Source organism: Nitrobacter winogradskyi Nb-255, assembly GCF_000012725.1.
GTDB lineage: Bacteria > Pseudomonadota > Alphaproteobacteria > Rhizobiales > Xanthobacteraceae > Nitrobacter > Nitrobacter winogradskyi.
In genome coordinates this window covers 2,102,628-2,121,639 of sequence record NC_007406.1, presented here as the reverse complement: position 1 = coordinate 2,121,639, position 19,012 = coordinate 2,102,628, and the positions used below count along the sequence as shown (strand labels likewise).

Annotated in this window: 16 protein-coding genes, 1 tRNA gene and 1 CRISPR repeat array (1 of these 18 running past the window's edge); of the genes, 12 read left to right on the top strand and 5 right to left on the bottom strand. The window is 61.6% G+C overall.

Translation table 11 applies throughout. The features are described from left to right. Positions 1-134: a CRISPR direct-repeat array (repeat unit 32 nt; unit sequence GTCGCCCCCTTCGCGGGGGCGTGGGTCGAAAC) (it extends 1,021 nt beyond the left edge of the window). A 377-nt stretch (positions 135-511) separates the two neighbouring features. Next, positions 512-605: transfer RNA gene (locus tag NWI_RS10090), tRNA-Ser, on the bottom strand. Between the two features lie 634 nt (positions 606-1,239). On the opposite strand from NWI_RS10090, the gene NWI_RS10085 reads away from it, so the two are divergent. Continuing rightward, a complete protein-coding gene (locus tag NWI_RS10085) occupies positions 1,240-2,808 on the top strand; it encodes a porin (protein ID WP_011315187.1) in 1,569 nt (522 codons plus the stop codon). Between the two features lie 536 nt (positions 2,809-3,344). Here NWI_RS10085 and NWI_RS10080 read toward each other — a convergent pair. Further along, positions 3,345-4,696, bottom strand: a protein-coding gene (locus NWI_RS10080) for an IS3 family transposase (RefSeq protein ID WP_148203761.1) whose coding sequence is annotated in 2 segments (ribosomal slippage) — positions 3,345-4,360 and positions 4,360-4,696 — 1,353 coding nt in all. Because the reading frame shifts where the segments join, the coding sequence is not laid out codon by codon here. 374 nt (positions 4,697-5,070) lie between these two features. Further along, complete coding sequence (locus tag NWI_RS10070; RefSeq protein ID WP_011315186.1) at positions 5,071-7,278, bottom strand: lytic transglycosylase domain-containing protein; 2,208 nt, start codon at positions 7,276-7,278, stop codon at positions 5,071-5,073. A gap of 360 nt (positions 7,279-7,638) precedes the next feature. On the opposite strand from NWI_RS10070, the gene dapA reads away from it, so the two are divergent. The 4 genes from dapA (at position 7,639) to NWI_RS18250 (ending at position 10,026) form a co-directional block, all read left to right on the top strand. After that, entirely contained in the window at positions 7,639-8,529 is an 891-nt protein-coding gene (gene dapA / locus NWI_RS10065; RefSeq protein ID WP_011315185.1) for a 4-hydroxy-tetrahydrodipicolinate synthase, read from the top strand. Between the two features lie 179 nt (positions 8,530-8,708). Beyond that, the gene (mscL, locus tag NWI_RS10060) at positions 8,709-9,128 is read left to right on the top strand and encodes a large conductance mechanosensitive channel protein MscL (protein ID WP_011315184.1); all 420 of its coding nucleotides are present in this window, start codon (positions 8,709-8,711) and stop codon (positions 9,126-9,128) included. A gap of 64 nt (positions 9,129-9,192) precedes the next feature. Beyond that, on the top strand, positions 9,193-9,666 hold the full coding sequence (gene smpB, locus NWI_RS10055; RefSeq protein WP_011315183.1) for an SsrA-binding protein SmpB: 474 nt from the start codon (positions 9,193-9,195) through the stop codon (positions 9,664-9,666). A 198-nt stretch (positions 9,667-9,864) separates the two neighbouring features. Then, positions 9,865-10,026 carry a hypothetical protein gene (locus NWI_RS18250; protein ID WP_244374892.1) on the top strand — a complete coding sequence of 54 codons (162 nt, stop codon included), beginning with the start codon at positions 9,865-9,867 and terminating at the stop codon, positions 10,024-10,026. Between the two features lie 92 nt (positions 10,027-10,118). Here the strand turns inward: NWI_RS18250 and NWI_RS10045 are convergent, their stop codons facing one another. Together NWI_RS10045 and NWI_RS10040 are read right to left on the bottom strand one after the other, a co-directional pair. Continuing rightward, complete coding sequence (locus tag NWI_RS10045; RefSeq protein ID WP_011315181.1) at positions 10,119-10,796, bottom strand: uracil-DNA glycosylase; 678 nt, start codon at positions 10,794-10,796, stop codon at positions 10,119-10,121. Then, positions 10,774-11,391, bottom strand: coding sequence for an NYN domain-containing protein (locus NWI_RS10040; protein ID WP_011315180.1), 618 nt, complete (start codon positions 11,389-11,391; stop codon positions 10,774-10,776). Before NWI_RS10040 ends, NWI_RS10045 begins: the two co-directional genes overlap by 23 nt. 344 nt (positions 11,392-11,735) lie before the next feature. Here NWI_RS10040 and rpoZ point away from each other — a divergent pair, with 344 nt between their 5' ends. From rpoZ to era, 7 genes are all read left to right on the top strand, one after another. Further along, positions 11,736-12,128: a DNA-directed RNA polymerase subunit omega gene (gene rpoZ / locus NWI_RS10035; protein WP_011315179.1), complete on the top strand. Its 393-nt coding sequence runs from the start codon at positions 11,736-11,738 to the stop codon at positions 12,126-12,128. Between the two features lie 469 nt (positions 12,129-12,597). Then, positions 12,598-14,853: a RelA/SpoT family protein gene (locus NWI_RS10030; RefSeq protein ID WP_041345573.1), complete on the top strand. Its 2,256-nt coding sequence runs from the start codon at positions 12,598-12,600 to the stop codon at positions 14,851-14,853. 239 nt (positions 14,854-15,092) lie between these two features. Further along, the gene (locus NWI_RS10025; protein WP_041345572.1) at positions 15,093-15,863 is read left to right on the top strand and encodes a pyridoxine 5'-phosphate synthase; all 771 of its coding nucleotides are present in this window, start codon (positions 15,093-15,095) and stop codon (positions 15,861-15,863) included. After that, positions 15,860-16,279 (top strand): holo-ACP synthase, encoded by a 420-nt coding sequence (gene acpS, locus NWI_RS10020; RefSeq protein WP_011315176.1) that lies wholly within the window; start codon positions 15,860-15,862, stop codon positions 16,277-16,279. The genes NWI_RS10025 and acpS overlap by 4 nt, the downstream gene beginning before the upstream one ends. A 264-nt stretch (positions 16,280-16,543) precedes the next feature. Continuing rightward, positions 16,544-17,302 (top strand): signal peptidase I, encoded by a 759-nt coding sequence (gene lepB / locus NWI_RS10015; RefSeq protein WP_011315175.1) that lies wholly within the window; start codon positions 16,544-16,546, stop codon positions 17,300-17,302. Beyond that, positions 17,299-18,099, top strand: coding sequence for a ribonuclease III (gene rnc, locus NWI_RS10010; protein WP_011315174.1), 801 nt, complete (start codon positions 17,299-17,301; stop codon positions 18,097-18,099). Before lepB ends, rnc begins: the two co-directional genes overlap by 4 nt. Next, positions 18,096-19,007, top strand: coding sequence for a GTPase Era (gene era / locus NWI_RS10005; protein WP_011315173.1), 912 nt, complete (start codon positions 18,096-18,098; stop codon positions 19,005-19,007). The genes rnc and era overlap by 4 nt, the downstream gene beginning before the upstream one ends. Positions 19,008-19,012: the final 5 nt, after the last annotated feature.

Below are 19,012 nucleotides of genomic sequence, written 5' to 3'. Positions count from 1 at the left end.
ACCAGCACAAGCTGGCCACTCCACACGATGCCCTGCGTCGCCCCCTTCGCGGGGGCGTGGGTCGAAACACGCCGTCGGGCGGGCCTTACGTGAGGCTGACAAGTCGCCCCCTTCGCGGGGGCGTGGGTCGAAACAGGAAGTCGAACGTGACGTGCTTCACTCCGAGCAATGGTCAGAAGCCAAGATCGGTGGGCTCAGGACGAATTCATGCTGGGAGAGGTTGCTCAGGATACGTAACGGCGGCGGGAAAGTTCGATCTGTAATTCCTTCTCCCGCCGCTGTGCTTAACAAAAGTACGGATCGGACGAGGAAAATAATGCGGTATTTACAGCAACTTGCAACTCCGTACCAAAATCCACGCAGTCAGGAGGTTTGGAGAATATTGGCCAGGAGAGAACGAAACTGGCGTTCCGGCCCGATAGCGCAGTCAACAGCTTTGGCCCGAAAACCCGCAATTCCGCGCCGTTCCGGCTTCGAAAGTGGAAACGGAGAATGATTCCAATAATTTGACTGGCGGAGCCGGAGGGATTCGAACCCTCGATAGGGCTTTACAACCCTATAACGGTTTAGCAAACCGCCGCCTTCAGCCACTCGGCCACAGCTCCGTTGATGACCGATATGCCTGACACGGTCGCCAGCCGCAAGCGCCGGATCTCTAAATAAGGGGTCGCATATGGAATCCGGGGGTCTGTGACCCGGATCGGTGATGCCGATAGCGGCAAGCTCGGCCCATTCCGCCTTCGCAGGCGCTGCGGAATAGATCTTCCGCATTGCAGCGCCGGCTCTTCGGTATCTGAATCCGACGGCTGCTTCAGGCGTGATGATTCGCGCGTGTTTGAAGAGCGGAGACGGACCGCTCGCCCATGGTTCTACCCTTCGGGACCGCTCGGGGGCGTTTGATGCGCGCGTAGTAGGAGAATTTGCTCTGCTGCGACCATTTGCGCGTGCCATTTGTGCAACATGCAGCGAAAATCGTTAGACGTATTCCATTTGGCAGCTTCTCGGCAGCTTCCTTCATTGCGTGTGCAAGTCGGTTCGGTAATTCTGACCGTGCGACGGAGGGGGGCATCCCAAAGTCGTTCCGTTTTAGAAAGCTCGCCCGTTCGCATCCGCTTCCATTGAGCGGGGGTTTTAAAGAAAGCACGCTGGCGGTTGGTCCGGGACCGAGGGAACGTTTCTTCGAGTGTTGCGCTCAGCGGATCCGAACCCGCTCTGACAGAGCAACTTGGAGGTTTGACGATGAATAATTTGATGAAGGGCCTTTTCCTCGGCTCGGCGGCGGGGTTGGTCGTCATAAGTGGGGCGCAGGCTGCTGATCTTCCGTTGAAGGCAAAGGCGGTCGAGTACGTGAGGGTTTGCTCCATGTATGGCGCAGGCTTCTATTATATTCCGGGCACCGACACCTGCATCAAGCTTGGCGGCTATGCGCGCGTCGACTTTGGCGTCAACACGAACGCTCCGCTCTTCTTCGGCAACACCGCCACCCAGGCCGGTGCGCAGAACCGTTATTCCAACGCTTTCACCTGGCGCTCGCGCGCGGATCTGACCATCGACACCCGGACCGCGACGGATTACGGCGTGGTTCGCACCTACTTCGATGGAGGCTTCACCTGGACTTCGGGCGGCTACGGCGGCGTGCGCGTCGGCGGAACGGCGTATGACGCGTCTCCGGCCGGGGCGAGCGGCAATGGCGCCGTCGTCGGCGGCCAGCTTGGCGTGTACTTCTCCTTCATCCAGTTCGCCGGCTTCACGGTCGGTAAAGCGGTTTCTCAGTTCACCGCTCCCTGGGGGAACTACCCCGGCATGAACATCTCCGACGCGCTTGTGGGCGGCGGCGGCGCGTTCTCCGGCGTGAACCAGCTCACCTACACCGCGGAATTCGGCAACGGCGTATCAGCCGCGATCAGCGCGCAGGATCCGAGCGCGTATTATCAGGCCGGCATTTTCAATCTCGGGGTCGCGTCGCCGGGCAGAACACCCATATGGACTGGCGTCCCGCCGTTCTTCGGTCCTGTCTTCCTCCCCCCGGTCATGCTCGGCTACGGCCTCAGCGCCTATGGCGGAACCACCATGCCGGATTTCGTCGGCCAAGTCCGCGTCGATCAGGCCTGGGGCCTGGTCCAGGCGTCAGTCGCGGCGCATCATAACAACCCCGCCTACTACGGGGGCGTTGAAACCACCGGCGGTCCCGCAAACAAGTGGGGTTGGGCCGGTCAGCTCGCTCTGACGATCAGGAACCTTCCGACGGGTCCGGGTGACGTGATCAACATCTCGGGCGTCTATACCCACGGCGCGACCCGCTACAACATCCAGGACATGACCGCTCAGGCGGGTGGCAGCACGATCTATTCCGGCACGGACAGCATCGGCTTCGGCTTTGCGCCCGATTCCGTGTATGCGCCCAACGGCGATCTTCAACTGGTCACGACCTGGGGCATGCGCGGCGGCTATGTCCATAACTGGAGTCCGCACTGGAGCAGCTCGATATTCGGCGCCTACGCATCGATCAGGTATACCGACGGGGCCAAGGCCTATATGTGCGGCGTATCAATTCCCTTTGCCCTTCTCGGGGGGCTCACCACCTGCAACCCGGATTACAACATCGCGCAGGTCGGTGCGAACGTTCGCTGGACGCCGGTCAAGAACCTGACGTTCACGACGGAAGCGGCTTACAGCATGTTGGACCAGAAGTTCGCCGGCGTCGCGAATGTTCCTAACAACTGGGCTGTCGGCAAGCCGGAAGGCAATTATACGGTGAAGGATCAGGATATGTGGTCCGTCATGTTCCGCGCTCAGCGCACCTGGTAAGGCACATCGTCTGACGTCACTCTGGTGCCTCCGGCGGTTTCCTGCCGGAGGCACAGATGGCGGTGAGCGACGTCTGCGCTTATAGCGTTTTCGAGCGAAGTGGAATCCGGTTCGCGTAAAGAAAACGCGTCAAAACATAATGATAGAATCTTTACACCATTTCCATGAAGCGGTGAAAGACTCTAGCGCGTAGGCGCCGCGTTTGGCGCCGTGCAGGGCAGGCGGGGACTTGTTTCTTTCGTAGAAGAAGAGAGACGTTCCGTCGATCTCTTTCGGATTAAGCGAACCCGCAATTTCATCCTTGGGTCAAGTTCAGGGATCATTCGGCCGAAAAGCTATGGAAAGATAACGCGGATCGATTGAACGTGGCTGCGCGCAGATCCCGTTTTCTACTCCACGCGTCTTCTACTCTACGGCGTTGCTTCAAGCTTGATCCCAGAACGAAGTTTAAGCTTGGCCGGACTGTCCGTCGTCAGATGAATTGAGACTGTTCCGGGGTCACGGGAACGGAGGTTCTGGCTCATCTGGGTTTGAGGTTAGGCGGCCTGCAGGTGATGCTGCAAGCGTCTTTGGTGGATGGTCTGGCGTTTGATCCTTTCGCGTTCGGTGAGGATGGTCTGCCCGCGGCCGAAGTAGACGTCAGCGGGCGTGAGATTATCGATGCTCTCGTGATAGCGGCCGTGATTGTAGTGCTCGACGAAGGCCGCGACCTGCCGTTCAAGGTCGCCGGGCAGATAGTAGTTTTCCAGCAGGATGCGGTTCTTCAGGGTCTGATGCCAGCGCTCGATCTTGCCCTGCGTCTGGGGATGATACGGCGCGCCGCGAACGTGTTTCATGCCCTTGCCGTCGAGCCAGGTAGCGAGTTCGGCCGAGATGTATGAGGCGCCGTTGTCGCTCAACAGCCTCGGCCGATGCGCGACCGTGATCTGGTCGAGCCCCGATGCCGCCAGAGCCAGATCGAGCGTGGCGGTGACGTCATCCGCCCGCATCGTGGCGCAGAGCTTCCAGGCGACGATGAAGCGGGAGAAGTCGTCGAGCACGGTCGAGAGATAATACCAGCCCCAACCCGTGATCTTCAGGTAGGTGAAGTCGGTTTGCCAGAGCTGGTTGGGCGCTGTCGTCTTGTCCTTGAACTCAGACGCCGCCTTGATGACGATATAGGCTGGGCTGGTGATGAGATCATGAGCCTTCAGCAGCCGATATACCGACGCCTCCGAGACAAAGTAGCGCTTCTCGTCGGTGAAGCGCACCGCCAGCTCGCGCGGGCTCAGCTCCGTTTCGCGCAGCGCCAGCTCGACGATCTCGGCCCGGATTGGGTCAGGAATCCGGTTCCAGACACGATCCGGCCGCGAGCGATGATCGGCCAGAGCCTCGATCCCACCGGTGAGATAGCGATCGTACCAGCGATAGAACGTGGCGCGCGGGATGCCGAGCTTGTCCAGGGTTCGCCGTGCCGGCAGATGCGAGGCCTCGACCAGGCGAATGATCTCGGCCTTTTCGGATGCAGGATACCTCATGTGTCGTCCTCCCCATCCGCGAGCATGCTTTTTTTCAGCAGGCGGTTTTCCAGGGTGAGATCGGCCACGGCCTCCTTCAGGGCCTGCGCCTCACGGCGCAGCTCTTTCACCTCGTCCGACGTCGCGGCGCGGGCCGTGTCACCAGCGAGACGGCGCTTGCCGGCGTCGAGGAACTCCTTCGACCAGCCGTAATACATCGACGAGGCGATCCCCTCGCGCCGACACAGCTCGGCGATGCTCTCCTCGCCGCGCACGCCTTCCAGCACGATGCGGATCTTCTCTTCAGCCGAGAACTGCCGGCGCGTTGCCCGGCGGATGTCCTTCACGACCTGCTCTGCCGGTGCTTTCTCCGGCCCGGATTTCTGTCTCATCTGCGCTCCAAATTGGCTGCGATGATCCAGAAATCCTCCCTTCCCGAAAACCCCTAAACTGTCTCAAGAGCCCTGACGGCGGACAGGCCGGACAAGCGGAAAGAATAACCAGGACCGTTTCCTCCACTATAGCATGATCCGATCAAGTTGAATCGGACCATGCTCTGGAAATGGTTGTCTGGTCGCGTTTTCTTGCGGCGAACCGGTATCCACTTCGCCGGAAAATGCTCTATCGCTTTCGAGCGGAATGGATGAACCTGTTCGCGTGAAGAGAACGCGTCAGCACAAGAATCTCAAGCTTCGCTTCTGACGCAACAGAAGCCAACATGCTTTGAGGTGCGGACCGCGCGAGGCGTTATCCGCCGCTTCCCACGTTACTGGATCGCGCCTCGATGCAGGTCGGCCTCGATCTGCAGCTTCGAGCCGCCGCCGAAGCGGGCGCGGTAGACCTGCAGGTTCTCCATGATGCGCTGCACGTAGTTGCGGGTTTCCGAGAACGGGATCAGTTCGACCCAATCCACCGCATCGACTCCCGGATCTCGCGGGTCACCGTAACGCGCGATCCATTTCCTGACGCTGCCGCGCCCGGCATTGTAGGCGGCGAAGGTCAGGATATAGGAGCCGCGATAGTCGTCGAGCAGTCCGCCGAGTTCCGCCGCGCCGAGGGCGGCGTTATAGGCGGGCTCGGTCTTCAGGCGGCGAAGGTCGAAACTGGCGCCGTATTTCTTGCAGACGTATCGTCCGGCATCCGGCGTCACCTGCATCAGCCCGTAGGCGTTGGCCGGCGACACCACCGACGGATTGAACGCGCTTTCCTGTCGGGCGATCGCGTAAATGATGCTGCGTTCCACATCAGGTCCGATTGATCTGAATGGCGGAATGCCGCTGACCGGATAGGCATAGAAGTCGAATGGCAGTCCGCGGTTCAACGCGGCCTTGCCGGCGAGCAGCATTCCCCTCGCGTCGCCATGACGTGCGGCGAGTTCGCCAAGCCCCAACACGGCGTCGGGGTCGCCGTTCGCGCCCATATCGGCAAGGATCGGAATCGCGATGTCGCCTTTGCCGAGAGCGTAGAGTAGCTGTGTGGCGCGTACGATCTCGAGCCGCTCGATTCCGCGTGACCGGCTGCCTGGAACGTTGCGCAGTTCGATTTGCGGCAGCCCGAGCTTGGCGCGTGCGAGCTGGCCATAGTAGCTGGTGGACTGCTCCGCGGCGGCGGCATAGGCGCGACGAGCCTCCTGGGTCCGGCCTGCCGCTTCGGCCGCGCGGCCCTGCCAGTAGCCAGCCCGCGCGAGCGCCGTCGGATTGACGCTGCCGACTCCGATGCGTGCAAAATGCCGGGCGGCCGTGTTGGGATCGTTCAAAAAGCGAAGAGCGATCCAGCCGGCGGTGAACTCCTGTTCGGTCTTGTAGATATCGCGCGCGGGGAGTGCCGCGTCGCGGGCGATGAGATAGGCGGTGCGGTATTGTCCGACGTCGATCATCTTGCGCGCGAGCAGCCGCCGCTCGATCCACCATTGATCGACATTATAAAGCCGGTTGGGATCGCGGGGCGCGCTCTGCATCAGCCGCGCGGCTTCCGCGAACTTCTCTTCGCGACGCAGGAGCTGGATGTAGGCCAGCATATAGCCGGGATCGCGGTGAAGCTCGCTCGGCACTCTTTCGAGCAGCGCGCGCAGGCTGGACGATCTGCGGTCGGCTGCGATCCGCGCCTTGGCAAGGGCCTCGTGCGATCTTCCCAGCCGCTGGGCCGCGCGCATTCCGGCATCACGGTCCTCGCCGTAAAGCATGTAATCCATGCGCGCTTTGTGGTCGCTCGGCGTGATCAGCGCCCCGAACATCTCCAGCGCTTTCCTCTCGACCGCCGCCGACATCGTATCGGTCCGCCAGGCCTCTCGGACCAACTGTTCGGCGCGGGCGCGGTCTCCGCGCGCGAGCAGCGCGCTTGCCAGAGCGAACCGTCCCTTGGCCGATTGCGGCCGCTCGTTTTCGAACCAGGCCAGCACCGCGGCGGCGTCGCGATGGTCGTCCCACAGCGCAGCTTCCGCGCGACGGCGCAGGAATGACTGTGAGGGCCAACTCGGATTGGCGTCGATGAAGGCGCGATAGCGCTCGGTCGGCGCGCCGTTGTCGTTGCTGCGCAGGATAAGCCACTCGGCGAGCTTGCGCGCCACAGGATCCGTCATGCCGGCCTGGACCTGCGTCGCCTCGGACGATCGCTGCCTGCGGGTCAGGTCAATGATCGTGTCGAGCGCGGCGAGATCGGCGCGCGGGGTTGATGATGTCGCAGCCATAGCCGCTTTCGGAACGGGCATGCGAGCCGATGGCGCGGGAAGGGTGGCGTGTCTGCGGGTGGCGGGCTGGATGATCGGAGCCGCGGTGGCTTTGTCCTTGCGAGGCGCGGCGGTTTTGCCATGGCCGGGAGCGGGCTTGGGAACGGCGTTGCCGGAGGGGCGGGACTTAGGCGCGGGAACTTTGGCGGTTTTTTCCGCCTGGGCGCTTCCGGCCCATAGCGCGGCCGCCACCAGGCTCGCCCCTAAAGCCGCCGTTCGTAGCTTTGATGCGCGGGCAGGCAATGTCACGGCAAATCCCTTTATCAGTGAACTAAGCGGACCCCTAAAATCTGATAACTATTTCATTGAATGTGTGGACAAAATACTAAAACCGCCGACATCGGGCTCTTATGTCGCGACAACGGCGAAATCGCGGCCGTTGCTTCAGGACGCGGACCTTTCGGAGCAGCGTCAGACTCGATATGACTGATGTAACAACTATAGCGTTTTCGAGCGAAGCATGTCCTTGGGCTTTGACCCGAGGATGGAATCCGGTTCACGAGAAGAAAACGCGTCAAAACAGTAAACCAGAGCTTCGCTTCTGATTCAATCAGAAGCGAATGCTCGAATCGGCAAACGGCGAAGCCGCGCAACGTGTTGGAGCGGACTATGGTAAGCAGGGCGAAGTTCCAGGGATCATACACAGCCCTGGTGACGCCATTCAAAAACGGCTCCGTCGACGAGGCCGCTTTTCGCAGTCTGGTGAGTTGGCAGATCGGCGAAGGAGTTCACGGGCTGGTGCCGGTCGGCACAACGGGCGAGAGTCCGACGCTCAGCCACGATGAACACCGCAAGGTCGTGGAATGGTGCATCGAGGAGGCCGGGGGCCGGGTGCCGGTGATCGCGGGCGCGGGCTCGAATTCGACCCGCGAGGCGGTCGATCTGGCCTTGCACGCCGAGAAGGCCGGCGCTGACGCGGTGCTGGTGGTGACGCCGTATTACAACAAGCCGACCCAGGAAGGCTTGTACCAGCACTTCAAGACGGTGAACGACGCGGTCGGAATTCCCATCATCATCTACAACATTCCGTCGCGCTCGGTCGTCGATCTCTCCGTGGAGACGATGGCGAGGCTGTTCGAACTGAAGAACATCGCCGGCGTCAAGGACGCCACCGGCAATCTGGCTCGGGTCTCATTGCAGCGCCGGGCGATGGGCCCCGACTTCATCCAACTGTCCGGCGAGGACATGACGGCGCTCGCCTTCATGGCGGCGGGCGGACGCGGCTGCATCTCCGTCGTCGCGAATGTCGCGCCGAAATTATGCGCGAGCCTGATGTCGGCTGTCCTGAAGGGCGATTATGCCGCCGGGCTCGAAATTCAGGATCGCCTGGTGCCGCTGCATGACGCTATTTTCAAGGAACCTGGCCTCGCCGGAGCAAAGCATGCGCTCAAGCTGCTCGGCCGGATCGACGAAGTCGTGCGGCTGCCGCTGATACCGGTGACCCCGCCGACCGGAAAGCTCATCCGTGAGGCCATGGTCCATGCCGGTTTGATAAACTGACTTGAGGCCGGAGCCTTTCCGCCTGATGAAACGGAAGCGGGGCTCCCGGATTTTCATGTGACGCGTTTTCTTCACGAACCGGGTAATTCATCCACCGGCTCCGGCCGGGAAACATGTTCCGCTCGAAAACTATAACTGCCGCCGCGCGCGCGTCGGTGAAATGATGTCGGAGATTGGCGATGTGGAAGGAGTTTCGTGAGTTCGCGATGAAGGGGAATGTCGTCGACCTCGCTGTCGGCGTCATCATCGGTGCGGCCTTCGGAGGCATCGTTTCCTCGATGGTGGCCGACATCATCATGCCGATCGTCGGCGCTGTTACCGGCGGTCTCGATTTCTCGAATTACTTCCTGCCGCTTTCTGAATCCGTCAACGCCTCGAATCTCTCCGACGCCAAGAAGCAGGGCGCGGTGCTGGCATGGGGAAACTTCCTGACGCTGACGTTGAACTTCCTGATCGTCGCCTTTGTGCTATTCATGGTCATCAAGGGCATGAACAGGCTGAAGCGCAAGGACGAGGCGGCATCCGCGGAGCCGCCGAAGCCCACGCGCGAGGAAGAGTTGCTGACCGAGATTCGCGATCTCCTGAAAGCGAAGGTCTAGGACGGCGACGCCGTAGGATCGGCGTGGCCGCCCTCGAAAGATAACGCCCGGAGGTTTCAGGGATATGGCCGACAAAGGTGAGCGCGCCATCAAGGTCGTCGCGGAAAATCGCAAGGCGCGGTTCAACTATGCGATCGAGGATACCGTCGAGGCCGGCATCGCGCTGACCGGCACGGAGGTCAAGTCGATCCGCAACGGCAAGACCACGATCGCCGAGTCCTATGCCGATTCAAAGAACGGTGAAATCTGGCTTATTAATTCCAACATCCCAGAATATCTGCAAGCCAACCGCTTCAATCACGAGCCCAAGCGGCCGCGCAAGCTGTTGCTGCACAGAAAGCAGATCAACAAGCTGATGGGCGCGGTCGATCGTGAAGGGATGACGCTGATTCCGCTGAAACTCTATTTCAACGAGCGCGGCCGGGCCAAGTTGTTGCTGGCGATCGCGAAGGGCAAGAAACTGCACGACAAGCGCGAGAGCGAGAAGAAGCGAGACTGGGGCCGCGAAAAAGGCCGGTTGCTGCGGGCGAGGGGATAAGCCGCAAGACCTGACCGCCGCGGGTCCGGTCGTTAAACTTTGAACGATCAGTTTAACGCAATTTCAGGGTTGAAGTGATCTGCTCCCGGCATGCGCGTCAAACAGAAACGTGCCATACGGCGGATGCGTCGCCGGCATCAGCGAGCGTGGCTTGTCCTCGACCAGGTCGATGGCCGATCCAGGTCGGAATGCGAGGTGATGGACATCTCCAGCGACGGCGCGCGCCTGGTGATCGCCTCCAGCCTGAGCGTGCCGAAGCGTTTCGGGGTCGCGCTGGTGCCGAACGCGACGCCGAAGGAATGCGAGCGTGTCTGGCGCAACGGCGAGATGATGGGAATCCGCTTCACGGAGCAGGGATAGCCGAGAAAGCCCTTTCGCTTCCGATGGGATCAGGAGCGGAGTTCTATAGCGCTTTCGAGCGAAGTGGGTACCGGTTCGCCATAGCCCGCGCTTCAGCGACAGGTCAGATCGGCGCGCACTTTTGCGAAGACGCTCTCGAACATTTCGGGCGTCAGGACACGCGTGTTGGTGTTGTAGCGGGAGCAGTGGTAGCTGTCATAGAGCGTGACCGCGCCGATATGATGCACCGCGCCGTGAGCGAAGGGGGCGGCAGCGGCGCGAACGCCGAGCGCTTTCACCGCGGAATCGTGCGCGACACGGCCGAGTGCGACAACCGCTTGTAATCGGGGCATGGCCGCGAGCGTGGCGCTAAGGAACGCGCGGCAGGTGTTGATCTCGGCCGGCAGAGGCTTGTTCTGCGGTGGCACGCAACGCACCGCGTTGCTGATGCGGCAATCGATCAGTTTGAGTCCGTCGTCGGGTCGGGCCTGATAGCGTCCGGCGGCGAATCCGTATTTGAGAAGCGTCGCGTAAAGCAGGTCGCCGGCGTAGTCGCCGGTGAAGGGTCGCCCGGTGCGGTTGGCGCCTTGCACGCCCGGCGCCAGGCCGACGATCAGAACCGCCGAGTCGGGTTCGCCGAAAGAAGGCACGGGTGCGTTGAACCATTCCGGCTCGCGCGTCCGAACCGCAAGGCGATAGTCGACCAGCCGTGGGCACAGCGGGCAATCGCGGCCTGGCTCGGGGGGAGTCGCGCCGGATCGGCGCGTTTCAGTCCTCAAAGTCGTCGTCATCGCTCCGGGGCGCCACGGCGGTGGCGCGCTGCAGGAACTGCGGTGCGTGGTGGCGGGACTGGCGTTCCGACGGGTCGCGGCCGAGCTTCGGCTGCAATTCGACGAGATCGGTGAAAACGTCGGCCTGGCGGCGCAACTCGTCCGCGATCATCGGCGGCTGGCTTGCGATGGTGGAAACAACGGTCACGCGAACGCCGCGGCGCTGCACCGCTTCGACGAGGGAGCGGAAATCGCCGTCGCCCGAAAACAGCACGATCTGGTCGACGTGCTCTGCCAACTCCATCGCATCGACCGCAAGTTCGATATCCATGTTTCCCTTGACCTTGCGGCGGCCGCTGGCGTCGATGAACTCCTTGGTGGCTTTGGTGACCACCGTGTAGCCGTTGTAGTCGAGCCAGTCGATCAGCGGCCTTATCGAGGAGTATTCCTGATCCTCGATGATCGCCGTGTAATAGAAGGCGCGGACAAGGGTGCCTCTGGACTGAAATTCCTTCAGGAGGCGCTTGTAGTCGATGTCAAAGCCGAGCGTCTTGGCGGTTGCGTAAAGATTGGCGCCATCGATGAAAAGCGCGATCTTGTTGGAGGCAGATGGCATCGAGCGTTCTCGTGATCGTTGTGCGCGCTATTGGTGCGGCTGAAGCCCAGCCCCACGGTTCAATGATGCAAATCGCGTTTCGCGAATCAGACTGAAGAGGACAACAGGCGCAATGAGGTTGAGGCAAGGGCAGCGTTAAGGATACAATGGAGAAGCAATGAAGCGAATTCTTGTCCGATCGGGGACTCTGTTCCGCTTCTCCGGACGCCGGCCTTCTGGCTCCAGTAACGGGTATCAGAGACCGGCCTTCACGCCAAATGTTAAATTCCCTGTTGCGAAACCCTCAGACGCTCTATACCTAGCGCGTATATTCACCAGTTTCAGCCTCAACGGAGCGACAGGCGATGGCGCGCGTCACCGTAGAAGATTGCATTGATAAGGTCGACAACCGGTTTGACCTGGTTCTTTTGGCCGCACATCGCGCCCGGATGATTTCGTCGGGTTCGCAGCTGACGATCGACCGCGATAACGACAAGAATCCCGTCGTTGCGCTTCGCGAGATCGCCGAGCAGACCATCTCCCCGGAGGATATGCGCGAAGAGCTGGTTCATTCCTTGCAGAAGTTTGTCGAGGTCGACGAGCCCGAGTCCGACACCGTGCCCTTGATCGGTTCGGCCGGGGCAAGCGTCGATGCGGACGATACCGAGGTCGCGGTCGAGCGCATGACCGAGGAAGAACTGTTGAAGGGCCTGGAGGGGCTGGCGCCTCCCGAGGAACAGCCCGAAGAGGATGAATGATCGGCTTCTTGCCGACGGAAGGTCTATAGCGTTTTCGAGCGAAGCGGCTACCGATTCGCGTGAAGAAAACGCGTCAAATCAGGATTATGGAGCCTCGCTTCTGATTCCGTCAGATCTGATTCCGTCAGAAGCGAAAAAACTCTAAGCCCGGACCCTGGTCCGGGCTTTTGCGTGCGGCCCACGGAGTTGATCGCCGCACCGGCTGTGCGGGTGTGTGCATCCGGCTTCGAAACGAAACTGGCGCGCCTGAACGTCGGATTCGACCTTCGGCCGGGGCAACCCGGAGCCTTTCCGTTTCCGACGAAATCAGAACCGGGGCTATGATTTTGATTTGACGCGTTTTCTTCGCGCGAATCGGTATCCCCTTCGCTGGAAAACGCTATAGGTGTAGATACTGGGGGTGAAGGGCGGTTTCCGCGCGATGAAGACACTCGGTTCGATGACAGGCTGGCCTGGCAAAAGGCGGCAGATGGAGGCCGCGACCGATCCGGTCGTGACGGCGCCGCCGCCGGCTGCTCCTGTCAAGCCGACGCGCCCGCGTATGATGCGTCAATACGACCTGGTCGAACGCGTGCGCTCCTACAACCCCGACACCAACGAGGATATGCTCAACCGGGCGTACGTCTATGCCATGAAAGCTCATGGCGAACAGATACGGGCGTCGGGCGATCCCTATTTCTCTCATCCGCTTGAAGTGGCGGCCATCCTGACCGGTCTCAAGCTCGACGACGCCACCATCGTCGCGGCGCTGCTGCACGACACCATTGAGGACACCGAGGCCACCCGCGCCGAGATCGACAACATGTTCGGGCCGGAGATCGGCGCGCTGGTCGAGGGCCTGACCAAGCTGAAGCGGCTGGAACTGGTCTCGCGCGAGGCCAAGCAGGCCGAAAATCTGCGCAAGCTGCTGCTGGCGATTGCCGATGATGTCCGCGTGCTGCTGGTCAAGCTGGCGGATCGGCTGCACAACATGCGCACGCTGGAGTTCGTGCCGCCGGCGTCGCGTCAGCGCATCGCCGAGGAAACCCTCGACATCTACGCGCCGCTCGCGGGCCGCATGGGCATGCAGGAAATGCGCGAGGAGCTTGAGGATCTGGCGTTCCAGACCCTCGATCCGGAAGCCCACGGGGTGGTGGCGCAGCGGCTCGACGCGCTGGCCGAGCGTAACCGCAACCTGATCGGTGAGATCGAAAGCCAGCTCACGACCAGTCTCGCCAACAAGGGTATCGCCGCGCGCGTAGCCGGCCGCCGCAAACAGCCGTTTTCGATCTGGACCAAGATGGAACGAAAATCGGTCGGTTTCGAGCAGCTTTCCGATATTTTCGGATTTCGCGTCGTGGTGCCCGATGTCGAAGCCTGTTATCGCGCCCTCGGGGTGGTCCACATGACGTGGCCGGTCGTGCCGGGCCGTTTCAAGGACTATATCTCGACGCCGAAGCAGAATGACTATCGCTCGATCCACACCACGGTGATCGGACCGGGCAATCAGCGCGTGGAATTGCAACTCCGGACCGAGGAGATGGATCGCATCGCGGAGCACGGCATCGCCGCCCATGCCTTTTACAAGGACGGGGCGGGCTCGCCGACGGAATTGCTCAATCGGGAATCCAATGCGTTCGCCTGGCTGCGTCATACCATCGAAGTGCTGTCGGAAAGCGCCAATCCGGAGGAGTTCCTCGAACACACCAAGCTCGAACTGTTTCACGATCAGGTCTTCTGCTTCACGCCGAAGGGGAAGCTGATCGCGCTGCCGCGGCACGCCAATGTCATCGACTTCGCTTATGCCGTGCATACCGACGTCGGCAACAGCACGGTGGGTTGCAAGATCAACGGCAAGTTTGCGCCGCTGTCGTCACGATTGCAGAATGGAGACGAGGTCGAGGTTCTGACGTCGGCCGCCCAGTCAGCGCCGCCCTCCGCCTGGGAATCGCTCGCCGTCACCGGCAAGGCGCGGGCGGCGATCCGGCGCGCCACGCGAGCCGCCGTGCGCGGTCAGTATGTCAGCCTTGGCCGGCGGATCGTTGAGCGCCTGTTCATCCGCGCTAAGATCGAATACGCCGACGACAAGCTTACCGGCGCGTTGCCCCGGCTGGCGCGGGCCACGATCGAGGACGTCATGGCTTCGGTGGGGCGGGGCGAGATGCGCGCCGCCGATGTCGCGCGCGCGATGTACCCGGACTACAAGGAGGAGCGGGTTGGCGGCCCGGGCGTCAAGAAGAGCCTGACGGCGAAACTCAAACTGAAAACGCCGCTGGATCCCGCTCGCAGCCCGTCGGTGATTCCGATAGGCGGCATCAATTCGGACCTGCCGATCAAATTCGCGCCCAATGGCGGCGCGGTGCCCGGCGACCGTATCGTCGGCATCGTCACTCCCGGTGAAGGCATCACGATCTATCCGATTCAATCGCCGGCGTTGACGGATTTCGAGGAAGAGCCCGAGCGCTGGCTCGACGTTCGTTGGGATGTCGATGACACGACGCCGCAGCGATTCCCCGCGCGCATCGTGCTGGATAGCCTCAACGAGCCCGGCAGCCTCGCACAGGTCGCGACCGTGATCGCCGAGCACGACGGCAATATCGACAATATCAGCATGACCAGGCGTTCGCCCGACTTCACCGAAATGACCATCGATCTCGAAGTGTATGACCTCAAGCATCTCAGCGCCATCATCGCCCAGTTGCGCGCCAAGGACGTCGTGGCGCGGATCGAGCGGGTCAACGGCTAACTGGAGTTCGCTGCCGATTCAATCAGACGCAGAAAGGCTCTAGTGGAGTAAATTTGACATTCGCGACCCATTCGGCCGCGCATCGCGGATGCGAATGTTAGAATCGGACCACTAGATGCTATGAAGGGCGTCGCAATCGATCGTCCTTGACACTACATCCAATCCTTCATTCGAAAGAGCACGTTCTTAACGTCGCGATGCCGAGTTCCCGCGATGCGGAGCAGATCAAGAGTCATTCGATGTCCAGTTCTCAATCCCTGCGCCTTGGAGTTAATGTCGATCACGTCGCCACCATCCGCAATGCGCGCGGTGGCGATCGGCCGGATGTGGTGCGAATAGCGCTTGCTGCGATCGCGGCCGGCGCCGACGGCATCACCGCGCATTTGCGCGAGGATCGCCGTCATATTCGCGATTCCGACATGGCGCGGCTCAAGGCCGAGATTGAGAAGCCTCTGAATTTCGAGATGGCGGCGACGGCGGAGATGCAGGGGATCGCGCTGGCCACCCAACCGCACGCCGTCTGTCTGGTCCCCGAGCGGCGGGAGGAACTGACCACTGAAGGCGGTCTCGACGCGGCCGGCCAATACAACGCGCTGGCGCCTTTCATCGCGAAGCTGAACGACGCCGGCATCCGGGTCTCGCTGTTCATCGCCGCCGATCCCAGGCAGATCGAGGCGGCGGCGAAACTGCGCGCGCCGGTGATCGAGATTCACACCGGCGGCTGGTGCGATGCTGTCGTCGAGGGTGACAGCGGGAAGGCGGATGCGGAGTGGCGTCGGATTGTCGAAGGCGCCGCATTGGCCAGGTCGGTGGGTCTTGAGGTTCATGCCGGTCATGGCCTCGATTACGCGACGGCGGAGACGATCGCGGCGCTGCCCGAGATCACCGAACTGAACATCGGATACTTCATGATGGGCGAGGCGCTGCTCGTCGGCATCGCCGAGACCGTTCGCACCATGCGAGCGGCCATGGATCGTGGACGCGCGACACTGAAGACGCGGACGGCATGATCATTGGCATCGGCTCCGATCTGATCGATATCCGTCGGGTGGCGAAAGTCATCGAGCGTCACGGCGATCGGTTTCTCAACCGGGTCTTCACGGAGATCGAGCGGGCGAAGGCGGAGCGTCGCGCCACTAATGAGAAAATGGTGGTTTCCACCTATGCGAAGCGGTTCGCCGCGAAGGAGGCGTGCGCCAAGGCGCTCGGGACCGGAATCCGTCAGGGCGTATGGTGGCGGGACATGGGCGTCGTCAATCTTCAGGCGGGGCAACCCTCCATGATGCTTACGGGCGGCGCGCTGAAGCGGCTGCAACTGCTCACGCCCCCCGGCCTTGAGGTCCGCATTGACGTGAGCCTTACAGATGACTGGCCGCTGGCGCAGGCTTTCGTCATAATTTCGGCCGCCGCAGCGGGGAAACTTTGAACCGGTTCCAGACAGCTTAAACTAAAATATGTTATTTATCAGTTGGTTATCTGATTTTCGCGACGCGGTTGATTGCGTGGCCGCCAACAACCGTCTAAAACGCCGCAGGCTATCTAGATCAGGATGAATCAGCTCAAATCGTGACGAATTGCCTGCGGATTCGTCCACTACCAGAATTCACTGCGTTGTGTGCGGAGCGGGCGCGTTTCGCGTAGAGGCGCTTTGCCATCGCTTCCAGGCGGCGGCCACCGACATAGGGAAGAGATGAGCGTGACATCCGGAACCAAAACTGAAAACGGCGTCGGCGAGACCATCCGTGTCGTAATCCACGCTCTTATCATCGCGCTCGTGATCCGGACCTTCCTGTTTCAGCCGTTCAACATCCCTTCGGGATCGATGAAGGCGACCCTGCTGGTCGGCGACTATCTGTTCGTTTCGAAGTACTCATACGGCTACAGTCATTATTCCATCCCGTTCTCGCCGCCGCTGTTTTCGGGGCGGGTGTTCGGCTCCGAGCCGAGCAGGGGCGATGTCGTGGTGTTTCGTCTGCCGAAGGACAACGCCACCGACTACATCAAGCGGGTGATCGGACTGCCCGGTGACCGCATCCAGATGAAAGAGGGCCTGCTCTACATCAACGACGCCCCGGTGCAGCGTGAAAGGCTGCCGGATTTCGTCGGTGAGGATCCTTGCGGCTCTGATGCGACGGCGCGCGTCAAGCAATGGCAGGAAACGCTGCCGAACGGCGTCACCTACAAAACGCTCGATTGCGTCGACAACGGATTCTACGACAACACCAATGTCTACGTCGTTCCGCCCGGTCATTTCTTCATGATGGGCGACAACCGCGACAACTCGACCGACAGCCGCGTGCTTTCCGCGGTCGGCTATGTGCCGCTGGAGAATCTGGTCGGTCGCGCGCAAATGATCTTCTTTTCGATCGCGGAGGGAGAGCATGCCTGGCAGGTCTGGCGCTGGCCGGCCGCCGTCCGCTGGAATCGCATGTTCTCCATCGTACGATGATGGATGAATCGGCTGACATTAAGCCCGTTCCGACCTCCGAAGACGTAGCCGCGCCGTCGGGCACGGAGCCGGTGGCGCCTGCCCCGAAGAAGAAGCGCGCCCGGACCAGCACCAAGGCGATCATGGCCGCGATCGAACAGCGGCTCGGCCATACGTTCGCTGATATCTCGCTGCTGACGACGGCTTTCACCCATGTCTCGGCGCTGAAGTCGTCGCGCGGACGCTGCGATAGCTATCAGCGCCTCGAATTTCTCGGCGATCATGTGCTTGGTCTCGTGGTCTCCGACATGCTCTACCGCGCCTTTCCCAAGGCGGACGAGGGCGAGTTGTCGAAGCGCCTGGCCGATCTCGTGCGCAAGGAGACATGTATCGATGTCGCCAAGTCGCTCGATCTACAAGAGGGCGTCAAGCTCGGCGCGGTCGGCGCCGGCGCGGGAGCGCGGCTGCGCCGGTCCGTGCTCGGCGATATCTGCGAGGCGGTCATTGGCGCGGTCTATCTCGATGGCGGCTATGCGGCGGCCGCCGCCTTCGTCGAGCGCAACTGGCTCGAGCGGATGCGCAAGCCGGTGCGGCCGCTGCGCGACCCCAAGACCGTGCTGCAGGAGTGGGCGCAGGGCAAGGGGCTGCCGACGCCGGTTTACCGCGAAGTGGAGCGTACCGGGCCGCATCACGACCCGCGCTTCCGCGTTGCGGTCGAATTGCCGGGGCTGGAGTCCTCGGAAGGTATCGGCGGCAGCAAGCGCGCGGCCGAGAAGGCCGCCGCATCCGCCATGATCGTTCGCGAAGGTGTCAAGTGAGCGAGACCGGCCCGACCTCGCGATGCGGTTTCGTTGCCTTGATCGGGGCGCCGAATGTCGGCAAGTCGACGCTGGTGAACGCGCTGGTCGGCTCAAAGGTTACGATCGTCTCGCGCAAGGTGCAGACCACGCGCGCGCTGATCCGCGGCATCGTTATCGAGAACAACGCCCAGATCATTCTCGTCGACACCCCCGGTATCTTCGTCCCGAAGCGGCGGCTCGATCGCGCCATGGTTTCGACCGCATGGAGCGGGGCCCACGACGCCGATCTCGTCTGCGTGCTTCTCGACGCGCGCGCGGGCATTGACGAAGAAGCCGACGCCATCCTGACGAAGCTCGCCGGAGTGGCGCATCCGAAGATTCTGGTGCTGAACAAGATCGACCTCGTCCGCCGCGAAAAGCTGCTGGCGCTTGCCGGCTCGGCCAATGAGCGTCTTGGGTTCGAGGAAACGTTCATGGTGTCGGCGCTGTCGGGCGATGGCGTCGATGATCTCCGCCTCGCGCTGGCCGGGCGCGTGCCGGAAGGGCCGTTTCACTATCCGGAAGACCAGATGTCGGACGCCCCGCTGCGTCATCTCGCCGCCGAAATCACCCGCGAGAAAATCTACCGGCATCTGCATCAGGAACTGCCGTATCAATCGACGGTCGAGACCGACACCTGGACCGAGCGCAACGACAAGTCGGTTCGCATCGAGCAGACCATCTTTGTCGAACGCGACAGTCAGCGTAAGATCGTCCTGGGAAAGAACGGCGCGACGATAAAGTCGATCGGCGCCTCCTCCCGCAAGGAGATCGGCGAGATCATCGGCCAGCCGGTGCACCTGTTTCTGTTCGTGAAGGTGCGTGAGAAGTGGGGCGACGATCCAAACCGTTATCGGGAAATGGGACTGGAGTTTCCCAAGGAATAAGCGGG